Annotated in this window: 24 protein-coding genes; 8 read left to right on the top strand and 16 right to left on the bottom strand. The window is 63.7% G+C overall.

All coding sequences use genetic code 11. The features are described 5' to 3' along the window. Window positions 1-13: 13 nt before the first annotated feature. Window positions 14-325 carry a hypothetical protein gene (locus tag NKJ81_RS17480; protein ID WP_352467934.1) on the bottom strand — a complete coding sequence of 104 codons (312 nt, stop codon included), beginning with the start codon at window positions 323-325 and terminating at the stop codon, window positions 14-16. A 223-nt stretch (window positions 326-548) separates the two neighbouring features. Beyond that, window positions 549-866, bottom strand: a complete 318-nt coding sequence (locus NKJ81_RS17475) for a hypothetical protein (protein WP_352541173.1) — start codon at window positions 864-866, stop codon at window positions 549-551. Window positions 867-1,085: 219 nt separating this feature from the next. Here NKJ81_RS17475 and NKJ81_RS17470 point away from each other — a divergent pair, with 219 nt between their 5' ends. Next, on the top strand, window positions 1,086-1,343 hold the full coding sequence (locus NKJ81_RS17470; protein WP_352541172.1) for a hypothetical protein: 258 nt from the start codon (window positions 1,086-1,088) through the stop codon (window positions 1,341-1,343). 255 nt (window positions 1,344-1,598) lie between these two features. Here the strand turns inward: NKJ81_RS17470 and NKJ81_RS17465 are convergent, their stop codons facing one another. From NKJ81_RS17465 to NKJ81_RS17455, 3 genes are all read right to left on the bottom strand, one after another. Continuing rightward, window positions 1,599-3,569, bottom strand: a complete 1,971-nt coding sequence (locus NKJ81_RS17465; RefSeq protein WP_352541171.1) for an acyltransferase family protein — start codon at window positions 3,567-3,569, stop codon at window positions 1,599-1,601. 192 nt (window positions 3,570-3,761) lie between these two features. Then, complete coding sequence (locus NKJ81_RS17460; protein WP_023675660.1) at window positions 3,762-3,983, bottom strand: alkylphosphonate utilization protein; 222 nt, start codon at window positions 3,981-3,983, stop codon at window positions 3,762-3,764. A gap of 335 nt (window positions 3,984-4,318) precedes the next feature. Continuing rightward, on the bottom strand, window positions 4,319-4,606 hold the full coding sequence (locus NKJ81_RS17455; protein WP_352501220.1) for a hypothetical protein: 288 nt from the start codon (window positions 4,604-4,606) through the stop codon (window positions 4,319-4,321). 260 nt (window positions 4,607-4,866) lie between these two features. On the opposite strand from NKJ81_RS17455, the gene NKJ81_RS17450 reads away from it, so the two are divergent. Beyond that, window positions 4,867-6,864, top strand: coding sequence for an AI-2E family transporter (locus tag NKJ81_RS17450; protein ID WP_502904294.1), 1,998 nt, complete (start codon window positions 4,867-4,869; stop codon window positions 6,862-6,864). A 124-nt stretch (window positions 6,865-6,988) separates the two neighbouring features. On the opposite strand, the gene NKJ81_RS17445 is transcribed toward NKJ81_RS17450, so the two are convergent. The 9 genes from NKJ81_RS17445 to NKJ81_RS17405 all read right to left on the bottom strand — a co-directional run bounded on the left by NKJ81_RS17445 (window position 6,989) and on the right by NKJ81_RS17405 (window position 14,686). Next, window positions 6,989-7,924, bottom strand: a complete 936-nt coding sequence (locus NKJ81_RS17445; protein WP_352541241.1) for a phosphatidate cytidylyltransferase — start codon at window positions 7,922-7,924, stop codon at window positions 6,989-6,991. A 22-nt stretch (window positions 7,925-7,946) separates the two neighbouring features. After that, window positions 7,947-8,609 carry a lysophospholipid acyltransferase family protein gene (locus NKJ81_RS17440; RefSeq protein ID WP_031211476.1) on the bottom strand — a complete coding sequence of 221 codons (663 nt, stop codon included), beginning with the start codon at window positions 8,607-8,609 and terminating at the stop codon, window positions 7,947-7,949. Window positions 8,610-8,617: 8 nt separating this feature from the next. Further along, the gene (locus NKJ81_RS17435) at window positions 8,618-9,046 is read right to left on the bottom strand and encodes a hypothetical protein (protein WP_352541170.1); all 429 of its coding nucleotides are present in this window, start codon (window positions 9,044-9,046) and stop codon (window positions 8,618-8,620) included. Further along, window positions 9,043-10,386, bottom strand: coding sequence for a phosphatase PAP2/dual specificity phosphatase family protein (locus NKJ81_RS17430; protein WP_352541169.1), 1,344 nt, complete (start codon window positions 10,384-10,386; stop codon window positions 9,043-9,045). The genes NKJ81_RS17435 and NKJ81_RS17430 overlap by 4 nt, the downstream gene beginning before the upstream one ends. A gap of 2 nt (window positions 10,387-10,388) precedes the next feature. Beyond that, complete coding sequence (locus tag NKJ81_RS17425; protein ID WP_352541168.1) at window positions 10,389-12,176, bottom strand: bifunctional alpha/beta hydrolase/class I SAM-dependent methyltransferase; 1,788 nt, start codon at window positions 12,174-12,176, stop codon at window positions 10,389-10,391. Between the two features lie 26 nt (window positions 12,177-12,202). Continuing rightward, a complete protein-coding gene (locus tag NKJ81_RS17420; RefSeq protein WP_352501216.1) occupies window positions 12,203-12,805 on the bottom strand; it encodes a CDP-alcohol phosphatidyltransferase family protein in 603 nt (200 codons plus the stop codon). A 109-nt stretch (window positions 12,806-12,914) separates the two neighbouring features. Further along, a complete protein-coding gene (locus tag NKJ81_RS17415) occupies window positions 12,915-13,595 on the bottom strand; it encodes a hypothetical protein (RefSeq protein WP_352541167.1) in 681 nt (226 codons plus the stop codon). Between the two features lie 63 nt (window positions 13,596-13,658). Next, on the bottom strand, window positions 13,659-14,180 hold the full coding sequence (locus tag NKJ81_RS17410) for an Hsp20/alpha crystallin family protein (RefSeq protein WP_352541166.1): 522 nt from the start codon (window positions 14,178-14,180) through the stop codon (window positions 13,659-13,661). Window positions 14,181-14,209: 29 nt separating this feature from the next. Continuing rightward, a complete protein-coding gene (locus NKJ81_RS17405) occupies window positions 14,210-14,686 on the bottom strand; it encodes an Hsp20 family protein (protein WP_352453511.1) in 477 nt (158 codons plus the stop codon). Between the two features lie 345 nt (window positions 14,687-15,031). Here NKJ81_RS17405 and NKJ81_RS17400 point away from each other — a divergent pair, with 345 nt between their 5' ends. Continuing rightward, window positions 15,032-15,244, top strand: a complete 213-nt coding sequence (locus tag NKJ81_RS17400) for a hypothetical protein (RefSeq protein ID WP_245274651.1) — start codon at window positions 15,032-15,034, stop codon at window positions 15,242-15,244. 137 nt (window positions 15,245-15,381) lie between these two features. Beyond that, a complete protein-coding gene (locus NKJ81_RS17395) occupies window positions 15,382-15,651 on the top strand; it encodes a DUF982 domain-containing protein (protein ID WP_352541165.1) in 270 nt (89 codons plus the stop codon). A 115-nt stretch (window positions 15,652-15,766) separates the two neighbouring features. Here the strand turns inward: NKJ81_RS17395 and NKJ81_RS17390 are convergent, their stop codons facing one another. After that, window positions 15,767-16,036, bottom strand: coding sequence for an usg protein (locus tag NKJ81_RS17390; protein ID WP_352457304.1), 270 nt, complete (start codon window positions 16,034-16,036; stop codon window positions 15,767-15,769). Between the two features lie 339 nt (window positions 16,037-16,375). On the opposite strand from NKJ81_RS17390, the gene NKJ81_RS17385 reads away from it, so the two are divergent. The 4 genes from NKJ81_RS17385 to NKJ81_RS32650 all read left to right on the top strand — a co-directional run bounded on the left by NKJ81_RS17385 (window position 16,376) and on the right by NKJ81_RS32650 (window position 19,324). After that, the gene (locus tag NKJ81_RS17385; protein WP_352457303.1) at window positions 16,376-16,690 is read left to right on the top strand and encodes a co-chaperone GroES; all 315 of its coding nucleotides are present in this window, start codon (window positions 16,376-16,378) and stop codon (window positions 16,688-16,690) included. Window positions 16,691-16,747: 57 nt separating this feature from the next. Next, window positions 16,748-18,379, top strand: coding sequence for a chaperonin GroEL (groL, locus tag NKJ81_RS17380; protein WP_352501213.1), 1,632 nt, complete (start codon window positions 16,748-16,750; stop codon window positions 18,377-18,379). 103 nt (window positions 18,380-18,482) lie between these two features. Further along, a complete protein-coding gene (locus tag NKJ81_RS17375; protein WP_352472116.1) occupies window positions 18,483-18,698 on the top strand; it encodes a hypothetical protein in 216 nt (71 codons plus the stop codon). Beyond that, window positions 18,695-19,324, top strand: coding sequence for a DUF982 domain-containing protein (locus NKJ81_RS32650; protein ID WP_502904293.1), 630 nt, complete (start codon window positions 18,695-18,697; stop codon window positions 19,322-19,324). Before NKJ81_RS17375 ends, NKJ81_RS32650 begins: the two co-directional genes overlap by 4 nt. Window positions 19,325-19,531: 207 nt before the next feature. On the opposite strand, the gene NKJ81_RS17365 is transcribed toward NKJ81_RS32650, so the two are convergent. Further along, window positions 19,532-20,029 carry a GNAT family N-acetyltransferase gene (locus tag NKJ81_RS17365; protein WP_352541164.1) on the bottom strand — a complete coding sequence of 166 codons (498 nt, stop codon included), beginning with the start codon at window positions 20,027-20,029 and terminating at the stop codon, window positions 19,532-19,534. Window positions 20,030-20,056 lie beyond the last annotated feature (27 nt).

The raw sequence follows: 20,056 nt of genomic DNA, 5'->3' as shown, positions 1-20,056 counted from the left end.
CCGGATCGATCCGTCAACGACGGCAGACACGGATTCTTTCGATAATCCGGTGGTGATGACGCCAGTGCCTGATGACTTCGGTATGGCAGCGCCGGTGGTACCGGTACCGGTAGCGCGGCGCGTAGTCCTCGTTATAGACATCATAGCGGTAACGGGGAACGTACTCATCGTCGTAATCGGAATACCGATGGTGGCGATAGTAATAGTCGTCGTCGTCATAGCCGTTGCCGATGCCGATTGTGACGCTGCCGCCGGCATTCGCCGGGCCGATCACGGAAGCCGCCGATGCGATGGCGATCACCGAGGCAAGCAGGAGCTTCTTCATAGCTACCTCCTTCTTTAACGTCCCTCTAATAGAAAAACCCCCGAGGGGCAGCCTCGTTCCATAGATTGGCAAGATGTAACGAACGGACGAGCCCGAAGTTTAGCGCCTGCTGGCGCGAAAACGCCGCTGGCTGCGCCGGGGTCGGATCGTCGACGCAGCGTGGCCGCTCCTCTCATCAAACAGCGGCAATCGCGCGTCAGTCCCGTTTTTTGCCGACGTCTGCCTACAGAACATGGCCCAGTTCCAGCAAAACGAACGCGGTCGCACCCAGCACAGCGAGGGCGTAGGCCGCATAAAGAACAAGCAGCATTACCTCAAAGTCCCGGACGAAGCTTGCGGCAATCCTGGTCTCCTTAGGCTCCGTTTTCTCGATGCGGTCGGTTTCCAGCTCCTCCGTTGCCACGACGAGGCAAACAATTCTGTCGTTGTCGGCCGCCTGTAATATCCGTTCCGTCAAATCGACTGCAATCACTGGATCATCGGCCAACTGATCCCGCGATAGCTGGCTTTCAGTGACGGTCTGGATTTCACGCTTTCTCACGCACGCATAATTGCGTCGACTAAATTAGGTTCCACTAAAATATATAGATTGCCTCGACCCGATCACGACGTGGTGAGGCGTGAGCCCAGCTGGGCGGGGAACCGCCGCCCGAGGTCCGCATTTGTCGACTGTCGGGGCGAATCGCGATCCGCATCCTCCGATCAAAGGGCGCGGGCTTCTTCATAGGCTGCTACGATGCGCCGGTGCTGGTAGGTCGCAATGCTAAAGCCGCCAAACCTTCTTATCGCGAACGCAGCGCCGACGTCTTCGGTGCTGACCGGTTATGACGAAGATCGCATGCTTACTTATATCCGGCTGCTCGACGCTTCGGCGGAAGGAACGGACTGGCGCGAGGTCGCCCGCATCGTTCTGCATCTTGATCCGGAGCGGGAGCCGGAGAGGGCTTTCCGGGCGTGGGCGACACATCTGGCGCGTGCACGATGGATGACCAGGAAGCGGAACGAGTTGCGCCAGTAGCATAAAGAGCGGTGCGGACGAGCACCCTGACATTTAAGCGGAACTGCCGTCTCGGTCTGGCCGTTGAGGGAGAAGGCCAACATGGAAAAGCGCCCAATGACTTCTTGGCGAGCCAATACTTTCGAGCTGTGCTGCCTTCTTGCAGTTCCGCTGTCGCTTCTCCTTACCGTTTTCCTGGCGGGTCTCATCCTTAGCTGACCCCCGCATGGTTGCTTGCCGAGGGGCTGGGTCGTGATCCGACAAGATCCGGAACCGTTACTTTACAGCCGCCGCCATCACATCCGAAAACAGCGCCCGCTCCACTGCCGGTTCCAGCGTTTCGGCGAATGGCGTCGCCAGGTGGTGGCGGTCGCGGAAGGCTAGTTTGCCGTCGATGAAGACGTGGCAGGTGGTCTGGTCGCAAAAGCGGTCGGTCATGTCGATGTAAGCAGCGTTCGGTGTCGAGCGCACGATATCGCGCTCGATGGTGGCGATGTCGTCGTTTGCCGCCATGATCCGGGGCGTGTCGCATGTCGCGGGCGTCTGGCCCCGCCACAGCGCCCGCGCCACGCATTTGTCGGCGTAGCTTGCATTGTAGGGAACGTCCCTGATGACCGCGACCTTGATGCCGGCCTGGCTGAAGGCCTGAAGCGTCCAGGTGAGGCCCGTCCGCCACTGCGCTTGCCAGTCGGCGTGCTTCAACTCCTCGGGCGATTCCTTCATCACATTGCCGATCGAGAACTCCGAGATCACCACCAGTTGCGGGTGGAGCGCGATGATGTCCTTGACCGACTGCTCGCGCCATTGGTCGCATTCGGTGTAGTCGCGCTTCAGCCGCCAGTTCCAGGTCGTCACCCGCGAAGCTCGGCAGGAGGATTTGAGAAAGGTGACGACGCGAAAGTTGTTCTTCTCGGCCGCCTTGATCAGCGGCGTCGACCAATGGTCGGCATGCGAGTCGCCGAACAGCACGACCGAGCGCTGGGCATCCTTGCGGCCGAACATGCAGGGTTTTGGCTTGACGGTCTCGAAATCGAGCACGCAGCCGCCATTGCTCGCGCGCACAGTGGAGAGCTGCGCGGCGCTGTCGGCGATGACGTGCTGTTCGGGGCTGAGATTGTGCTCGGCAAAGCGCGCATTGCCATAGGCCGCGACCACGCCGGCGCCGGTCAGCGCGACGGCGGGCACCAGCGCCCGCGCTGCTCCGGCCATCAGCCAGCCGTTGCGGCGGATCGGGTTCTCGATGAAATGATAGGTGAACATCGACAGAAACAGCGTCAGCGCCGCGCAGGCAAGGCGGTCCAGGATGGACAGGCTGGGAACCACCATCGCCGCATAGACGATGACCGGCCAGTGCCAGAGATAAAGCGAATAGGACAGCCGGCCCAACCATTGCATGGGCGGCAGCGCCAGCACGGCGCTCGGCAGATTGCGGCCGCCGCTGCCGCTGAGCAGCAGCAGCACGGTGCCGACAACAGGCGCCAGCGCATTCACCCCGGGAAATGGCGAGTCTTCGTCCAGCATCAGATAGGCCCAGGCGATCAGCGCCAGACCGAGGCATGCCTGGAGCGTGGCCAGCAGCGGCCGGTCGCGCCAGATCTTTGCCGGCGCCATGGTCGCGAGGCCGCCGGCGGCGAATTCCCAGGCCCTGAGCGGCGAGAAATAGAAGGCCCAAGGCTGCGACACTTCCGTCAGCCAGGCGCAGGCGGCGAAGGAGGCCGCGCCGGCGACGCCGATGACGATTAGAGCGGCGCGCTTGCCGGGACGCAGCCAGGCGGCGGCAAGAAGCAGCGCCGGCCATGCCAAATAGAACTGTTCCTCGACCGAGAGCGACCAGAAGTGGATGAACGGGTTGTTGGTGGCGTCGGCGGCGAAATAGTCGAACGACCAGCGGATCAGCCAAAGGTTGATCATGTAGGCGGAGGCGAACATGGCGCCTTTCGAATAAAGCGCCTGTTCCTCCGGCGACAGGATGAAGTAACCCGCGAACAGCGTGGCGAGGATGACGAACAGTGCCGCCGGCAACAGGCGCCGGGCGCGCCGGGCGTAGAAGCGCCAGAGGTTCAGCCGCCCGGTCTCGGCAATTTCCGTAACCAGGTGGCGGGTGATCAGATAGCCGGAGATGACGAAGAAGATGTCGACGCCGGCAAAGCCGCCGGGCAGGCCGGACAGACCAAAATGGAAGGCGATGACACCCGCCACCGCCAGCGCGCGCAGCCCTTCGATGTCAGGCCGAAATGATGCCGACACAATCACCTCATGCAAGGAATGCCCACCTCGCAGAGGCTCGACCCGATGCGACGATATTGCAATGCAACAAATCTAACGCAGTGCAACATAGGGGGAGGGCGCGGCTCCTCCAGTTCCTCGCGTGGGCGGTTCACTCACACGAGCGATTCGAGAGCCACTGATATGGAAGCGAAGCGAAGGGTGCCGAGGCGATCACGCCTTTTTCAAAAACTCGGTCTTCAGTACCAGGCCCTTCACCTGCCTGGTGCTGCATTCGATCTCGCCGGGATTGCCGGTGAGGCGAATATTCTTCACCAACGTGCCGCGCTTGATCGTCTCCGACGTGCCTTTGACCTTGAGATCCTTGATCAGGGTCACGGAGTCGCCCTCGTGCAGCGCCGTGCCATTGCTGTCTCTTATGATCGCGTCGGTCATGGCAGGTCTTTCGTGGGACTCCGGTGGGAGGTGGTCGGGCCAGTCCCCGGCCTATCCCACGCTCGGCGACAAGGTCAAGCGTCAAGCGGGGTCAAGCGTCAAGCGGGGTCAAGCGTCAAGCGGGCCGTCCGCCAATACTATGCGGGAACGGCCGACCGGAAAACCCGAGGTTGCAAGCAGACGGTGCCCCTGGACCATAATGTCATTGCCGCTCCGGCCGGCGTCGCGATTTCAAATGGCTAGGCACCCGCCGGTATGAGTGCGGACTGGAAGGTCGCGAAAGGGCCGCCCGCCCTTTCGCTTGGCCCCCATTTCGCTTGGCAAGAAGCCGACGGTTACTTGTTGAGCTGCTTGGCCATCTTGCAGAAGTCGGCATGCATCTTGGCAATGCCTGCGTCGCTGCATTCCTTCAACATCATGGCCCGGTCGCTCGTGGACATGGCCATCCATGCCGCCTTGAATTCGGCTTCCGACTTCATGGTCTTCATGCCGGCGTCGGTGAAGAAGGGCGTCATTTTCTGCGGATCGTCGAGCGCCGAAGTGCCAGTGGCACCGGCGGCAAGCGCTGCGCCGGTCATCATCGAAAGCGCCATCGCGCCCATGCAAAGCGTCTTGAAGTTCATGATCATTCCTCCTGAGCTGCTGCTTTGAGGTTGTCCATCAGCGATCTACGAAGGAACGGTGTTTTGACCCAAAAGTTCCACGTTCTGGCGCAGCCATGGAACAGGATTGCCCGTGACGTCATTAATGCAAAAAATTCTACCATGACTGAATTTGCCGCGCTGCCGACCAGGGCAATCGGCGTCCAGCTGGGTGAGACGCTGCGAAGTTGCAGGCCGGCTCAATATGCCCGATCATGGCGACGGCGGAGCGGAGGTATCAAGTGGCGGCAAATCGTCGAAACGACGCGCACCTGTCGGAGCCCCGGCGGGCGGGCATCGTTTCCGCGGCCAGGGCGCTTCCGCGCACATCGTTGCCCAGCGTAGCGTCGGTCGTGACGGCCGTCGCGGCGCTCTATTTCGGGCGCGAGGTCTTTCTGCCGATCGCAATCGCGCTGCTGCTTACCTTTGCGCTCGTGCCCATGGTGTCGGCACTCAAGCGAGCCGGCATTCCGCGTCTTCCGGCCGTGATCGCCAGTGTGCTCGGCGCATTCACCGTGCTGGCGCTGTTCTCCTTCATCGTCGCCACGCAGGTCAGTGAACTGGCGCAGAACATTCCGCTCTACCAGGCGAATATCCTGACCAAGGTCCGGTCGCTCAAGGAAACCGGCGTCGGCGGCGGCATCGTTTCCAGATTGAGCCGGGTGATCGAACGCGTCGGCCAGGAACTCGACAGACCCGAGCCCGTACAACCCGCCGCCGATCAGCCTCCGCGGGAACCGATCCCGGTCGAAATCGTCGCGCGCGAACGACCGCTCGAGGTCCTCCAGAATCTGATCGGCCCGCTGCTGAGCCCGCTGGCATCGGCCGGACTGATCGTCGTCGTCGTCATATTCATGCTGCTCGAGCGGGAGGACCTGCGCGATCGCTTCATACGCCTCGTCGGCTATGGCGATCTGCATCGAACCACCGAGGCGCTGCAGGATGCCGGCAAGCGCGTCGGCCGCTATCTGCTCATGCAACTGGTCGTGAACATCGTCTATGCCGTCCCGATTGCAATTGGACTTTGGCTGCTGGGCATACCCAATCCATTGCTGTGGGGTTTGCTGGCGCTGGCGCTGCGCTTCGTTCCCTATATCGGCCCGGTCATCGCGACGCTGTTGCCTCTGTTCCTGGCGCTTGCCGTGGCGCCCGGCTGGTCGCTCGTGCTCTGGACCGCAGGGCTTTTCGTCGTGGTCGAACTGATCACCGGCAACGTGATCGAACCCTGGCTCTACGGCTCGCGCACCGGGCTGTCGCCATTGGCCATCATCGTTGCGGCGATATTCTGGACCTGGCTCTGGGGGCCATTGGGCCTGGTTCTGTCGACGCCGCTCACGGTCTGTCTCGTCGTGCTCGGCCGCCATGTGCCGCAGTTCGAATTCCTCGACGTTCTGTTCGGCAACGAACCCGTGCTCGAACCGCACGCCCGGCTTTACCAGCGGCTGTTGGCCGGCGATCCCGAGGAAGCGACGGACCATGCCGAGGAGATGCTGGAGGAAGAATATCTGGTCGAGTTCTACGACAAGGTCGCGATTCCCGCACTTCTGCTCGGCGAGCAGGACCGGGTGCGCGGTGTGTTGAGCGACGAGCAAAGACAGCAGGTCGCGGGCAGCGCGCTGACGATGGTGGCGAACCTCGACGACAGCGCGCAGGAGGAGGCGGAAGCGGACGACACGGCCGCGGCCGAGGACAACGGCTCACGCGAGGACAAGCACGTTCAGGGGGAGGTTCAGGGCGAGGAGTACACCGAACTGCCGGATGGCACGGGCATGTCGGTGCTGTGCGCCGGAGGGCGCGGCGAACTCGACGACGCGGCGGCCGCCATGCTGGCGCAGGTGCTCGAAGTCCAGGGCGCTACGGTGTTGAGAGCGAGCTTCGCCGAGATGGAACCGGGGAGCATTCGCCGCCTTGAGCTCGACGCCGTCGATAGTGTCGTCATCGGATTTTTGAACCGGGATTCCGTCAAGCACGGGCGGTTCCTGGTCCGTCGGCTGAAACGCACCAAACCAAGGTTGCGAGTGGGCATCGTGTTGTGGTCGGAAGCCGACAGCGACAACCAGGAGGCAGATGCCAGATTGGCCAACGAGATCAACGCCGATTTCGTCGCACGTGGCATGGTAGGCGCGGTGCTCGGTGCGTTGTCCAGCGCTCCGCCGGTGGCGCTGAAGACCACCGCCAAACGCCGCATGCGCCGCCTGACGCCGGCGCGCAAGAAAGAGCCGCTCGCCGCGGCAAAATGAGCGCGGCGAAGACTGCGGCAGGTCGGGTTATTACCGCTTTCGCGAAAGTGGTAATAACGAAACGGATCAGGTTATCTTCGCAAGGTCGCCCTGAACCGTCCGCCACGGCAAACGGCGCCAACCATCATATAGTCCAGAAATAGCGCACGGTATGGAAGAAGACCGGGGCGGCGAAGACCAGGCTGTCGGCACGGTCCATCATGCCGCCATGGCCTTCGATCAGATGGCCCCAGTCCTTGACGCCCTGATCGCGCTTGATGGCGGAGGCGACCAGCCCGCCAAGGAAGCCCATCAGGCAGGCGATGAAGGCGACGCCGGCTGCCTGCAGCGGCGAGAACGGCGTCAGGAACGACAGCAGCGCGCCGAGCAGGCTCGACGCCGCCAGCCCGCCGACCAGCCCCTCCCAGGTCTTCGACGGCGAGACCGTCGGCGCCAGGAGATGCCGGCCGAACAGCTTGCCGAAAATATATTGCAGCACGTCGCTGCCTTGCACGGTGATGATCAGGAAAGCGATCAGCAACAGGTTGCGGCCTTCGAAGCCTGGCACCTCGAGCGTCAGCAGCGCCGGCACGTGGCTGACGCAGTAGACCGAAATCATCACCGCCCATTGCTGCGCCGAGACGCGCTCGAGAAAGCGTTCGGTGTCGCCGTGCAGCGCGGTGATCGCCGGCATCAGCAGGAAGCAGTAGACCGGGATAAAGATGGTGAACAGGCCATACCAGGCGGTCCACACCAGCCAGTACTGGAACGGGATGACGATGCCGAACATGCCGAGCAGCACCCAGTGGTCGCTGCGGCGGCTGTGCGTCAGCGTCACGAATTCGCGCAACGCGGCGAACGAAATCAGCGCGAACAGGATGGTCATGCCGGGGCGGCCGAAGAAGAAGGCGACGGTGATCGCCACCACCATCACCCACCAGGCATTGATGCGCTGGGTGAGGTTGACCAGCGTCGGCGACAACGGCTTTGGCGCGCGCCATGACAAGACGCCGGCGACGACGCTGGCACTGATCAGCACCGCCAGCAGGCCGACAATCAGAATGAGGGTTTCGTGCATCATCGGCAGCATTTTGCCTTGGTCCTCAATCGTCTCGCTGCGGCCGGGGGTTCAGCGCCAGCAGCGTTTCGCGGGCGCGGTCGAGAAAGGCGCGGCGTTCCTCACCCGGTTGAATGGCGATCGGGGCGCCGAAGACGACGCGGCAAAGCAGCGGCACCGGCACGAATTGGCCCTTGGGCAGCACCCGCGACATGTTCTCGATCCAGCACGGGATGAGCTCGACATCGGGCCGCGCCATCGACAGATTGTAGAGGCCGGAGCGGAACGGCAGCAGCGGTTCGTCGGTCATGTTGCGCGTGCCTTCGGGAAACAGGATCAGCGAGTGGCCCTGGTCGAGCACCGACAGCATGATCGAGATCGGGTGCTGCGTTTCATCCGTCCACTGCCGGTGGATCAGCACGGAAGACAGCATGTCCTCGGCAATGAAACGGCGCAGCCGCGTCTTGCTCCAATAATCGGCGGCCGCCACCGCATGGGTACGGGCGCGCTCCTTCTCGCTGAGGCAGGCCGACAGCAGGATGAAATCGCCGTGGCTGGCATGGTTGGCGAAGTAGATGCGCTGCCGGTCCGATGGCTGGCTGCCGTTCCAGATCGGCCGCACTCCGGTGACTACCCAGGCCAGTGCTGACAGGCCGACCGAGGTCACCGTCTGCAGCAGGGTATAGGTGCTGACGCGAAGCTTTGTCATGGACGGGCTCAAAAGAATGCCGCGACGACCGAGGCCGCCGCGAACAGGCTGAAGGCGATACGCTGCTTGGCGAGCAGACGGCGCGTGCCGGCCATCCGCTGGTCGAGCGAGCGGCCACCGGCCGCCGTGGGTTTCAGCCGCATGCGCGCCAGCACGTCGTCGATCGCCGCACCGCCGCCTGCTTCGCTGGCGTGGCTGGCCATCAGCCGGAACAGCAGCGCGTCGAACAAAAGCAGGGCCGAGAGAATGATTGTGGCTATGGCACCCGCGGCGGCGATCAGCCAGGCCGCCGCGGACAGCGACGATGTTTGCGGCGCAGTCGCCAGGCCGATGACCGGCGCCGCCAGCAAGGCAGCAGCAATCAACAGCAGCGGCCACGCCACCTGCACCATCAGTCCGGCGGCGAACGTCTCGGCCTTATCTCGAAAAGCGGTCATGTCGCCGCGTCCATGCCAAGATGCACAGGCCGGCCGGCGGCAGCGAGCTTGCCTCGCGCCTGATCCGGCGTGGCGGCCCGGCCGCTGGCGACCAGCCATTCGGCGACGACGGCGGCGCTGCGCTGGAAGCCGAGCGCACAGCAGACCAGCACCGTGCCCTGGCTCTGCGCCGTCTCGATCGCCGCCACCGCTTGCGCACGCGCCTCGCGAGACGGCGGCAAAAGGTCGACCATGGGCAGGCTCATCCAGTGGATCGAGGCGCCACGCGGCCGTTCCAATTCGCCGGCAAGGTCGATCACCGTGCCAAAGGCGTCGGCCTCGGCGGCGGTCGGAAAACGGCCAAGGGAAACACCGTCGGCGATGACGATCTGCGCCGGGAGCTTTCGCGTCCATGCCCACACATTGACCTTGGCGGCAACCCGGTAGGGCCACAGCAGAAGACGGCTGGCCAGCGACACGCGGCCATCGGCTGTTTTCTGGAACACCTTGGCGCCGGCGCCGGCATAGGCGAAAGCGACTATGGCCAGCGCCAGTGCCGGCCACAACAGGATGAGCCATAGCGCCGAGACCAATGCGCCGGCAGCAGCGCCGGCCAGCGCAAAGGCTGCGCCAAGCGCATAGAACAGCGCCAGAAGCCGCGCTTTCGGGCCCGCGGTCAGGCGGAAGCCGGCGAAAGGCAAGGCGCCGTCGCGCGGAAACAGCCACAGCGCGAAAAGGCCGAGCAGCGCGCCGGTCGGAATGTCGATGAAATGGTGCTGCCACGTCGTCAGCACCGAGGCGCCGATCAGGAAACACCAGACATGCCAGGCGACGCCGGCGATGCCGGTCAATCTGTGACGCCAATGGTCCCAGATGATGACCAGCAGCGCGATATGCAGCGACGGCGCCTGGTTGAAGGGTTTGTCGAAGCCGCCGAGCACGGCGAACATGAAGCCGGGCAGGCCGCTCGTCTGCGGGCGCACGAACGTCGCAGTCAGCGGGAACAGGATGAAGCAGGCGACGGCGACGATCTGCGCCGTCAGATAGCGGCCGGCAAGGCGGTCGACGCCGCTCTTTGAATTGTTCAACAGCAGCGACAAGCCATAGAACAGGTTGATCGACCAGTAGGGCACGATCGTCCAGGCAAGGAACGGGATGCCATGCTCCCAGCCAAAGACGATGCTGCCGACGTCGTCGCGCCGCGACGCCAGCCAGTTGGCGAAGCCGTAGGTGGCGTAGAAGAACGGCGCCACAAATGCCAGCCACAATGCGGCGCGCAGGACGATCCCGGGATACGGCTCGCGTGGCAAGGCCGGAAGGGCAGGGGCATCGCGAGGTGAGGCACAGGCAGGCAGGTCCATGCTCAGACGCGCCACGCGACCGAAACGGTGAAGATGCCCCACTGGTCGATGCGCTGGTCGAGCTTCTCGAAGCCGGCGGCCGCCACCAACTGGTCCATCTCGGTCTGCGTGCGGCGGCGCATCACCCAGGCCTGGCCGCCGCGGTGCGAGGTCAGGCTGCGCGCGATCATCTCGAGCTGCGGATGCCAAGGCTGGTTGGTGTAGACGAGCAGGCTTCCGGGCTGCATGGCGCTGGCCAGTCCACCGAGCGAGCGGGCGATCATGGCATTGTCGGAAAACAATTCGTAGAGCCCCGAGACGATGGCGAGATCCGGCGCCGGGTCGAGCCCGGCCAGCAGCGTGGCGTCGAAGGCGTCACCTCGATGGAACGAGACGGTCGCCGGCAGCTGGCGCTCGGCGATCAGCTTGCGGCCGAGCGAGACGTTGAGCTCGGAGAAATCCTGCAGCCGTACGCTTGCCGGCGGCGCGGCGCCTTTCTGCACGGCATCGAGCACGTAGCGGCCATGGCCGGCGGCGATATCGACGATATGGATCGGCCGGCCGGCGGCCTTGAGCGAGGCGGCGGCGCTGCCGATCAGCTCCTCCAGATGCAGCTTGCGCTGGCGGATGCCGCGCCAGCCGACGGCATCGAGAAAGGTGCGGTCGATCATGCGGCCGATGGGGCTGATGCCGCGCGCCTCGTTCTCATAGACATAGTCGAGCGTCGAGCCGGAATCGAAGCCGGTGGCAATCCCCGTCTTCATGCCGGACGACAGCCAGGCGCCCATGCGGATCGAGGCGCGGCTCATTGCCCAGTAGAGCCCCCTGGGAGACAGCAGCGGCAGCGGCGAGGCCAGCCGGTCGGCCTCGTCGCGTGTGTAGCCGGCGCGGTCGGCCCAGGTCAGGTCGACCGGCTCTTCCGGCGCCGCGAACTGCTTTTCGAGGAAGGGCCTGATCAGGTCGAGTGCCTTGTGGCGGTCGCGCTCGCCCAGCGTGTCGTGGAAGAAGCCGGGCAGCACGTGCCGCTCCTTGGCCGGGCTCGCCAGATTGACGAAGAATTCGTGCTGCGGTCCATGCCGCACCACCCAGTCGCTGCCGGAGATCAAAAGCTGTGTCGGCACGGTGATGGCGCGGGCGTCGGCGACGATGCGCGCGGCATGATCGTAGAGCTCGACCAGGATGTTGGAGGCGATCGGCCGGGTGATCAGCGGGTCGGCGTCGAAGGAGGCGATGCGCTCGGGGTCATGCGTCAGGAATTTCGCTTTGACGTAGGAATTGACGAAGAAGCGGCCCTTCAGCTTCTGCCACAACGCAATGCCCTGCTTGGCGAAGGGTACGTAGAGCTTGACCGAGAAGGCCGGCGAGGCCAGCACCAGGGCGCGAATGTCAGGCGCATAGTCATGCACCCAGGCGGCGGCAAGCACGGCGCCGAAGGATTGCGCGATCAGCGCGATGTCGCGCCGGGCAAAGCCGTCGCTGCCGATCTCGCGCACGAAGCAATCGATGTCGCGCACCAGCGCCGCAAACGACGGCGCATAGCCGCGTTCGCCGGCGGAGCGGCCATTGCCGCGCGCGTCCCAGGCATAGAAGGCGTGATCGGGCATCTGCAGCTCGTCGACCAGATGCGCCATGCGGCCGCCATGCTCGTGGCCGCGATGGAACAGCAGGATGGCACCCTTGCGGTTTCCCGACAGCGCCGGCCAATAGCGATAGAAGACCTCGGTGCCATCATGGCTCTTGAAGCTGCGCTCCTGCGCCACCCGCTCGATATTGGCTGAAGCCACTGCGGCAGCCGTCTGTTGGTGAAGCATGTTGTTCTCCCTGGCGAGACCGGAATTCAGCTGCCGCTCCCGTTAAGACCGCTGCGTATCCGGTTGATGGCGGTCGCCAGCGAGAGTGTAGCCATGGCCGGAAACACGAGCGGCGTGAGCGCCGGGACCCACAGGCCGGACGCGATAAGCACGGCGAGGATGCCGAGCGCCAGCGCCCGGTCGCTTTTGCCGAACGGGCCGGCATAGTTGCGCCCGGTTCCGGCGGCGATGCCGAGCACGCCGGCGAACTCAGTGATCATAGCCGCGATCGCAAATGCAACGACACCCCAGGCGGGAAAAATGACGGCAAATGCCAGGATCAAAGCGAGGTCGGAGATCATATCGCAGAGCTCGTTGAGATACATGCCGAGCTTCGAGGCCTGGCCATGTTCCCTTGCGAGCATGCCGTCGATGGCATTCAGCGCCATTCGCGTAAACAGCACGAGCGGCATCAGCAGAAAGACCGCGCGATGGCCTGCAAGGACTGCCACCGCAAGGCCGGCGGCGAGCGAGAGGGCAGCGGCCAGCAGTGTGATCTGGTTGGCGGTGACGCCGGCCCTGGCCAGGCCATCGGCAAGCGGCCGCAGCCTGGCCTGGAAGGCCGGTTTCAGCGCATAAAGCGTCGGCATATGCGAACCCCCCGGCCGCGGTGCAAATGATGTTGGCGAGGATGGTCAATTGCCGCGCAAGACGCAAGGGCGGCGCCCTGCCACTTTTCGACATCCGGTTGCGTCGGCGCTAGCTTTCGCTGTCGCCACTGTCGCCCGGGAACCGTGCGGGCAAGCTTTCTTCGGCCGCCGCCCAGGCGCGACTATGATAGCGCCGCAGGATGAGAATGCATGTCGCGAAGACCGCCAGCCCGCAAATCACGCCGGGCGACATGCCCCCGCCGAAAGCGGACTTAACAACGATGCCGGTGAAGACGCCGGCAATGGCGCCGTTGATCGTGCCCACCATCCCCGCGGTGGTCATGAAATATTGCAGCGGCGAGGGTCTGAGGCCCTTGTCGACCAGCACCGCCGAGGGGTCGTCATGCGTGGAATTGACGAGGTATCTTTGCAGGACCGGCGCCAGTTCGACGAAATAGTGGCGGATCCTGGCCATGCCGCGGGCATGCACCATGTCCTCGATGGCAACCTGCACCGCGCGCACAAAGGTGACCAGTCCGATGAAGAAAAGGCAAGGCAGCAAGATCAGGCTGAACAACACGAACGGCCTGCCCATCTCCGTGACCTGCGCGACGAAGGACAAGGCAATCGTTGCGCTTGAGACCGAGGTCAGGAACAGATCGGCTCTCTGGTTCGCTTCCTGAATGGTCGCGGCGCGAGCGTTTTGCAGCACGAAATGCTCGGTCGTCAGGCACTGCAGGGCGTGCTGCGCCTGGTCAGGCGGAACCGGAGCGTCGGGAGAACGGGTCATCGACATTTGCCCGCTTCTGCCCGCCGGAACCGGCAGGCAGAAGGGGCGTCGTCCTACGAGCCGTCAGGACTTGCCGTCGCCGCCGGTGATGGCGATACGCTTGGCCTTTGCCTGGGCGCGCTCCGTCTTGGGCAGCGTCACGCTGAGCACACCGTTCCGGAACGCGGCGTTCACCTTGTCTTCGTCGACTTCGTAGCCGAGCGGGATACGCCGCTCGAAACGGCCATAGAAGCGTTCGGAGAACTGCCTGTCCTTGTCCTCGGTCTCTTCGCGCTTCTCGCCGCGCAGCGTCAGCACACCGTCATCGAGCAGCAACTCGACGTCTTTCTCGTCCATGCCGGGGATCTCGGCGGTGACGCGGATCTCCTTTTCGCTATCGGAGATTTCGACACTCGGCCAGCTGGCGCGGGCAGCGGAGAAGCCACCGAGCGACGGCAGCCTCGTGTCGAAGCCGCGGAACGCCTCGTCGAACAGGCGGTTCATTTCGCGATGCAGCGTCAGGAAGGGATCGCCGTCGCCGTTGCGGAACAGGCTGGGGGGCTGATTGTTCTCCCGGCCCCACGGAATGAGATCACGAATAGCCATTGCATAGTCTCCTTTCTCGACTGGTGCATTCAGGCAGCCTGCTTGTTTGCTTCGCCCTGCGCGACCTTCGGCCCGGTCTTCGGCGAGGCGACATCGGTCGCGATGGCGATGCGCCGAGGCTTCATCTCCTCTGGCACCTCACGTACCAGATCGATGCTGAGCAGGCCGTTGTCGAGCGAGGCGCCTGCGACCTTGACGTGATCGGCAAGCTCGAAACGGCGGGTAAAGGGCCGTGTGGCGAGGCCATGATGCAGATACTCCGCGTTGTCCGGCTCCTTGTGCTGGCCGGAGACAATCAGGAGGTTGGGTTCATGGGTGATTTCGAGGTCGTCCTCGGAAAACCCGGCTACGGCGATGGTGACGCGGTAGTTGTTCTCGCCGCTGCGCGCGATGTCATAGGGCGGCCAGGCGTCGAAGGCCTGCGGAGCATTTTCCAGCAGGTTGAAGACGCGGTCGAAGCCGATGCTCGACCGATAGAGCGGGGAAAAGTCGAATGCGGTTCTCATAGCTACATCCTCCATCGAGCAACATAGATACGAGGGGCGCCAAAGAGCTGGCGCTCCCTGGTTCCGCCGGCCCCATTTCGGCGACCGGTGCCTTCGATCTGGTTATTGTCCGCCGCAAGTCAAGACCCGGTGGCTCTCGCGTTGCCGGTTTTTCGGGCCGGTTTTCGGTCGGTTCGGCGAGGCTGCCAATCTCGCCACAAGTGGGGAGATGTCCGGCACGAGATTGCCTGTCTGGTTTCAATTGCCAACGCTGACTTCCCCGGCCGGTTATTGTCTGCAGCAGGTCAAGACCCAGATTTCTTGTGTTGCCGGGCCCGTTCCCGGCACTCGCAGATGGAGCTGACCATGACACGCGACGAGATCATTTCTGTGCTGGGCCCGGTCGACGAAGCCGTGATCGCCGACATTGCGGCGACGGACGGGACGGTCCAGGAATTGCGCGAGGCCCTGGCCTGGATCGCCGCCGACGAGGCGCTGGTGAACGAGGGCCGACCGCTGCCGACGGCAAGGGTAGCGACGCTGATCGAACTGCTGCAAGGGCCGGACGAGGAGGAATAACCGGCTGCTGCCGCGATGCTCTTGAATCGCGCAAAGGGACGAACCATGTCCTTCAGCGGCGCCGGCCGGCCGCCGGTGCCGCCAGCATAACGTTGCTTGCTCAAACAAGAAGACGATCAGAAAACAAGGAGGAAGTGATGGACGACGTCCGCTTCGCCGAGCCGATCACGTTGAAATTCCAATCCAGCGAGCGCAAGGTCGCCAGCAGTTGGGAAGCCATCGAATGCATGCGCCAGCAGTGGCCGGACCGTGCACGCGGCCGGAGCTGGCGCGCCGCCTATCGGACCTGCCGCGACGCGCTCGACGGCTGGCGCACCGCGCGTGATGCGCGCAAGGCCTTCGTCAGGGCGGCGCGCAAGGCTGGATTGCTCGCAGCGGCCCGCAAGCCTGTCGACCACGCCGGCTAGTCCGGACGCCCTCCGATATTGTGAGATCCAAAACAAAGTGGGGGAGAGTCAGCTACCCCTCTCCCCCGCTTCGGAGGCACTTTGTTTGCTGTCTGGCGGCAGATCGGCTTGCTCCTCAGTGGACGGTGATAATGCCATTTACGGCCCGCCATTCGGACGGTTGGATCAGACGGTGATGAGCCACGCGCACCGAATGCAGCGGGCCTTCGATCTCGCGCTCCCAGAAATCGAGGAAATGCTTCAGCGTCGGGAAATCAGGGGCGATATCGTATTCCTGCCAGATATAGAGCTGAAGCAGGCTTCGATGATCGGGCAGGCGGTAGTGGATCTCCGCCGTGGTGAGGCCAAACCCTTGCATCTGGAGCTGAAAGTCCCTGCTGGTCATGCAATCCTTCCTTTCCCAATGAACCTCGGTCTGCAAAACGCCTCGCCTTCCACATAGGTTCCAGCCGCCGGCAAGCGGCTCAGGAGACGGACAGATTTGGAAATCCGGCCGGGTCATCGCGCCGGAAACGGCGAATGTGCGAACAATTACAGCGTATTGGCACTCTCAGGTGTCGAGTGCTAAAATTTTTGCATGATCCTCTTGAAAGCTGAAAAAAGCGCGACTAGTTCGTATGCGCGCGATGCCTGAAGAAGAGATCGCGCACCCCGTGCCGGGCCGATATTGCCGGTCCGGTCAGGAGGATGTTCGAAAATCTGTTTGTCCCGAGAGGAGAACGACATGGCGTTCCGTCCATTGCATGACCGCATCCTGGTCCGCCGCATCGAGGTCGACGAAAAGACCGCGGGCGGCATCATCATCCCCGACACCGCCAAGGAGAAGCCGCAGGAGGGCGAGGTCATTGCCGCCGGTCCGGGCGCGCGCGACGACAGCGGCCAATTGCAGCCGCTCGACGTCAAGGTCGGCGACCGCATTTTGTTCGGCAAATGGTCCGGCACCGAGATCAAGCTCAATGGCGAGGATCTGCTCATCATGAAAGAGAGCGACGTGCTGGGCGTGATCGAAGCCACGGGCGAAATGAAGAAGGCTGCCTGAGCGGGGCCTGAACAAGCATTCCAGTCAACGAAAAGCTGCCTATCGAGGAGTGTTCCAATGGCTGCCAAAGATGTGAAATTTCATACCGAAGCCCGCGAGAAGATGTTACGCGGTGTCGATATGCTTGCCAATGCGGTGAAGGTGACGCTCGGTCCCAAGGGCCGCAACGTTGTCTTCGACAAATCGTTCGGCGCGCCGCGCATCACCAAGGACGGCGTGACGGTGGCAAAAGAGATCGAGCTCGAGGACAAGTTCGAGAACATGGGCGCTCAGATGGTCCGCGAAGTTGCTTCGAAGACCAGCGACACCGCAGGCGATGGCACCACGACCGCGACGATTCTTGCTCAGGCCATTGTCAGGGAAGGGGCCAAGGCGGTCGCTGCCGGCATGAACCCGATGGATTTGAAGCGCGGCATCGACAAGGCGGTCGACGCCGTGGTCGCCGACCTGAAATCCAATGCCCGCAAGGTGACCAGGAACGACGAAATCGCTCAGGTCGGCGCCATCTCTGCCAATGGCGATGCCGAGATCGGCCGCTTCCTCGCAGAGGCGATGGAAAAGGTTGGCAATGAGGGTGTCATCACTGTCGAGGAAGCGAAGACCGCTGAGACCGAGTTGGAAGTGGTCGAAGGCATGCAGTTCGACCGTGGGTACCTCTCGCCCTATTTCATCACCAATCAGGATAAGATGCGCGTCGAACTCGAAGAACCCTATGTGCTGATCCACGAGAAGAAGCTGTCCAACCTGCAGGCCATGCTTCCTGTGCTCGAAGCCGCCGTGCAATCCGGCAAGCCGCTGTTGATCATCGCCGAGGACGTCGAGGGCGAGGCGCTGGCGACGCTGGTCGTCAACAAGCTGCGCGGCGGCCTGAAGGTCGCGGCCGTCAAGGCACCGGGCTTCGGCGATCGCCGCAAGGCCATGCTGGAGGATATTGCCATCCTGACCGGCGGCACGGCGATCTCGGAGGACCTCGGCATCAAGCTCGAGAACGTCACACTGGAGATGCTCGGCCGCGCCAAGAAGGTGCTGATCGAGAAGGAGAACACCACCATCGTCGACGGCGCCGGCCGCAAGGATGAAATCCATGCGCGCATCAGCCAGATCAAGGCGCAGATCGAGGAAACCACCTCCGACTACGACCGCGAAAAGCTGCAGGAGCGGTTGGCCAAGCTCGCCGGCGGCGTCGCCGTCATCCGTGTCGGCGGCTCGACCGAGATCGAGGTCAAGGAGCGCAAGGATCGCGTCGACGACGCCATGCACGCCACACGCGCGGCGGTTGAGGAGGGCATCCTGCCCGGCGGCGGCGTGGCGCTGCTGAGAGCGGCGAAGGCGCTCGATAATGTCGTCGTCGACAATCCCGATCAGAAGACCGGTGTCGACATCGTGCGTCGCGCCATCGAAGCGCCGGTGCGCCAGATCGCCGAGAATGCCGGCGCCGAAGGTTCGATCATCGTCGGCAAGCTGCGCGAGACGACCGACTTCGGCTATGGCTGGAACGCGCAGACCAACGAGTTCGGCGACCTCTACAGTCAAGGCGTCATCGACCCGGCCAAGGTCGTGCGCACTGCCCTGCAGGGTGCCGCCTCTGTTGCCGGCCTGCTGGTGACGACCGAGGCGATGGTGGCCGAGAAGCCGAAGAAGGAAGCTGCCGCGCCGGCCATGCCCGGCGGTGGCGGCATGGACTTCTAAGGCCAGGCTTCCAAAGCGCGACTTCGAAACGGCAGATGGACCGTGCCCGCCAAAAGCGGGCACGGTCTTGCCGGTCCGGGACTAATGCTGAGCAGGTGTTGCCATGGATATGATGGACAGTTTTGGAAAGATCGCGGCACCGACCCGCCCGAAAAACGATTTCAACTATGAAACCGACTGCAGGGCGGCGTTGGCGCCTTTGGTCGACGGCTTGCTGGATATGGCCGAGTCGGCCGGCTGGGACCGCCGCAAGGCGGCCTACACGCTGATGTTTCTGTCGGCTCAACGCGTGGGGGCCGGCACGGAGGAGCGCAAATGATCGCGGCGCGGATGCGCGAATGCCTGCGCCTGCTGCGTTGGTCGGAAACCGATTTCGCCGAAGAGGCGGGATACCCGCTCGCCAAGGCAAAGGCGTGGCTCTACGGGCGCGAACATCCGCCGCTGGGCGTGGCGGCCTGGCTCGAGGCGCTGGTCAAGGTGCATCGGCTGCTGCCGCGGCCGGGCATGCAAGCCGTATTGCATTCGCCGATCGACGCCGTCCTGCAGGCGGATCGAAGCGCCCGCGCGGTTGAGTTCCGAAAGGAGCCGATTGAGCCAGGAAAGGAGAGTGTCATCGATCGTGCTTCGTTCGACAAGCCGGTTACCATCCTCACCGGCCTCGGTACGCCGACGAAGATAGAAAGCGCGGCTGAGGCTTATGCACTTTTGGCTGAGTGGCCGGCAACGAGCCGGACGGCCGCGCATGACATCGCCGCAAAAGCGTGCCGTGCAGCACTGGAAGGAGAGATCGACGCCGAGACGGCGCGCGCCACCTTCGTTGCCTTCGCCCGCCGCAACGACCTGCTTGCGCCGCAGACGAACGGGATGGTTGCCGGCGAGAGCGTTGCTGGCGCGACGGTTGCCGATTGGGCAACGCGCGCACAGCGCGTCAACGCCCCAGCCTGAGCGGTTGGAGAAGTCGCCAATCTCCCCCCTTGAGGGTCCCTTGAGGGGGAGATGTCGCCGAAGGCGACAGAGGGGGTCGGTACGTCCTGGCGCGACGCCATGTTGGACGAAAGAGAAAGTTGGCGCCTCAAGCGCGGCTACCCCCTCTGGCCTGCCGGCCATCTCCCCCTCGAGGGGGGAGATTACGCGCTCAGCCGCTTTCGCCTACTAAGCCATCGGTAGCAGCCGGCGCATGATCAGCGAGGCATGGCCGCCCACCCCGTGTGCAGCCGGCCGGCGCTCGACGACCTCGAAGCCGTGCTTGCGATAGAAGGCGATTGCGCGGTCGTTGCCCTCGATCACTTCCAGGGCGATGCTGGGAATACCCGCATGCGCGGCAAGAACGGCATGCAGCAGGTCGGCGGCAAGGCCGGTGCCGTACTCTGTTTTGTCTATATGGAGCCGCTCGAGCATGACCTCGCCCTTGTCGTCCATCGCTGCCATCGCATAACCGGCGAGCGAGCCGTCAGCCCGCTCGGCGACGAAGGACATCTTGTTGTCATCCCCGAGCTCGGCCGCCAGCCGCTCCGGCGCGTGCTTGTCATCCGACAGCCGTGCCGTCGTCTCGGCACCCAGGATTGGCGAATAGGTGTGTCGCCAGGATTGGCCCAGCAGCCGCGACACCACCGGCACGACCTGTTCGGTCATGGTTCTTATTTGGGGCACCGCCACCTCCCGGGCAGCTTACGGCAT

Origin of the sequence: Mesorhizobium sp. M0018, assembly GCF_040323955.1 — a bacterium.
GTDB lineage: Bacteria > Pseudomonadota > Alphaproteobacteria > Rhizobiales > Rhizobiaceae > Mesorhizobium.
The sequence above is the reverse complement of the archived record's forward strand: the minus strand, read 5'-3'. Positions and strand labels throughout refer to the sequence as shown.

Coding starts and splice junctions, on each gene's coding strand:
- NKJ81_RS17480 (WP_352467934.1), bottom strand. CDS start 325: ATGAAGAAGCTCCTGCTTGCCTCGGTGATCGCCATCGCATCGGCGGCT.
- NKJ81_RS17470 (WP_352541172.1), top strand. CDS start 1,086: ATGCTAAAGCCGCCAAACCTTCTTATCGCGAACGCAGCGCCGACGTCT.
- NKJ81_RS17460 (WP_023675660.1), bottom strand. CDS start 3,983: ATGACCGACGCGATCATAAGAGACAGCAATGGCACGGCGCTGCACGAG.
- NKJ81_RS17455 (WP_352501220.1), bottom strand. CDS start 4,606: ATGAACTTCAAGACGCTTTGCATGGGCGCGATGGCGCTTTCGATGATG.
- NKJ81_RS17445 (WP_352541241.1), bottom strand. CDS start 7,924: ATGATGCACGAAACCCTCATTCTGATTGTCGGCCTGCTGGCGGTGCTG.
- NKJ81_RS17440 (WP_031211476.1), bottom strand. CDS start 8,609: ATGACAAAGCTTCGCGTCAGCACCTATACCCTGCTGCAGACGGTGACC.
- NKJ81_RS17435 (WP_352541170.1), bottom strand. CDS start 9,046: ATGACCGCTTTTCGAGATAAGGCCGAGACGTTCGCCGCCGGACTGATG.
- NKJ81_RS17430 (WP_352541169.1), bottom strand. CDS start 10,386: ATGGACCTGCCTGCCTGTGCCTCACCTCGCGATGCCCCTGCCCTTCCG.
- NKJ81_RS17425 (WP_352541168.1), bottom strand. CDS start 12,176: ATGCTTCACCAACAGACGGCTGCCGCAGTGGCTTCAGCCAATATCGAG.
- NKJ81_RS17420 (WP_352501216.1), bottom strand. CDS start 12,805: ATGCCGACGCTTTATGCGCTGAAACCGGCCTTCCAGGCCAGGCTGCGG.
- NKJ81_RS17415 (WP_352541167.1), bottom strand. CDS start 13,595: ATGACCCGTTCTCCCGACGCTCCGGTTCCGCCTGACCAGGCGCAGCAC.
- NKJ81_RS17410 (WP_352541166.1), bottom strand. CDS start 14,180: ATGGCTATTCGTGATCTCATTCCGTGGGGCCGGGAGAACAATCAGCCC.
- NKJ81_RS17405 (WP_352453511.1), bottom strand. CDS start 14,686: ATGAGAACCGCATTCGACTTTTCCCCGCTCTATCGGTCGAGCATCGGC.
- NKJ81_RS17400 (WP_245274651.1), top strand. CDS start 15,032: ATGACACGCGACGAGATCATTTCTGTGCTGGGCCCGGTCGACGAAGCC.
- NKJ81_RS17395 (WP_352541165.1), top strand. CDS start 15,382: ATGGACGACGTCCGCTTCGCCGAGCCGATCACGTTGAAATTCCAATCC.
- NKJ81_RS17390 (WP_352457304.1), bottom strand. CDS start 16,036: ATGACCAGCAGGGACTTTCAGCTCCAGATGCAAGGGTTTGGCCTCACC.
- NKJ81_RS17385 (WP_352457303.1), top strand. CDS start 16,376: ATGGCGTTCCGTCCATTGCATGACCGCATCCTGGTCCGCCGCATCGAG.
- groL (WP_352501213.1), top strand. CDS start 16,748: ATGGCTGCCAAAGATGTGAAATTTCATACCGAAGCCCGCGAGAAGATG.
- NKJ81_RS17375 (WP_352472116.1), top strand. CDS start 18,483: ATGGATATGATGGACAGTTTTGGAAAGATCGCGGCACCGACCCGCCCG.
- NKJ81_RS32650 (WP_502904293.1), top strand. CDS start 18,695: ATGATCGCGGCGCGGATGCGCGAATGCCTGCGCCTGCTGCGTTGGTCG.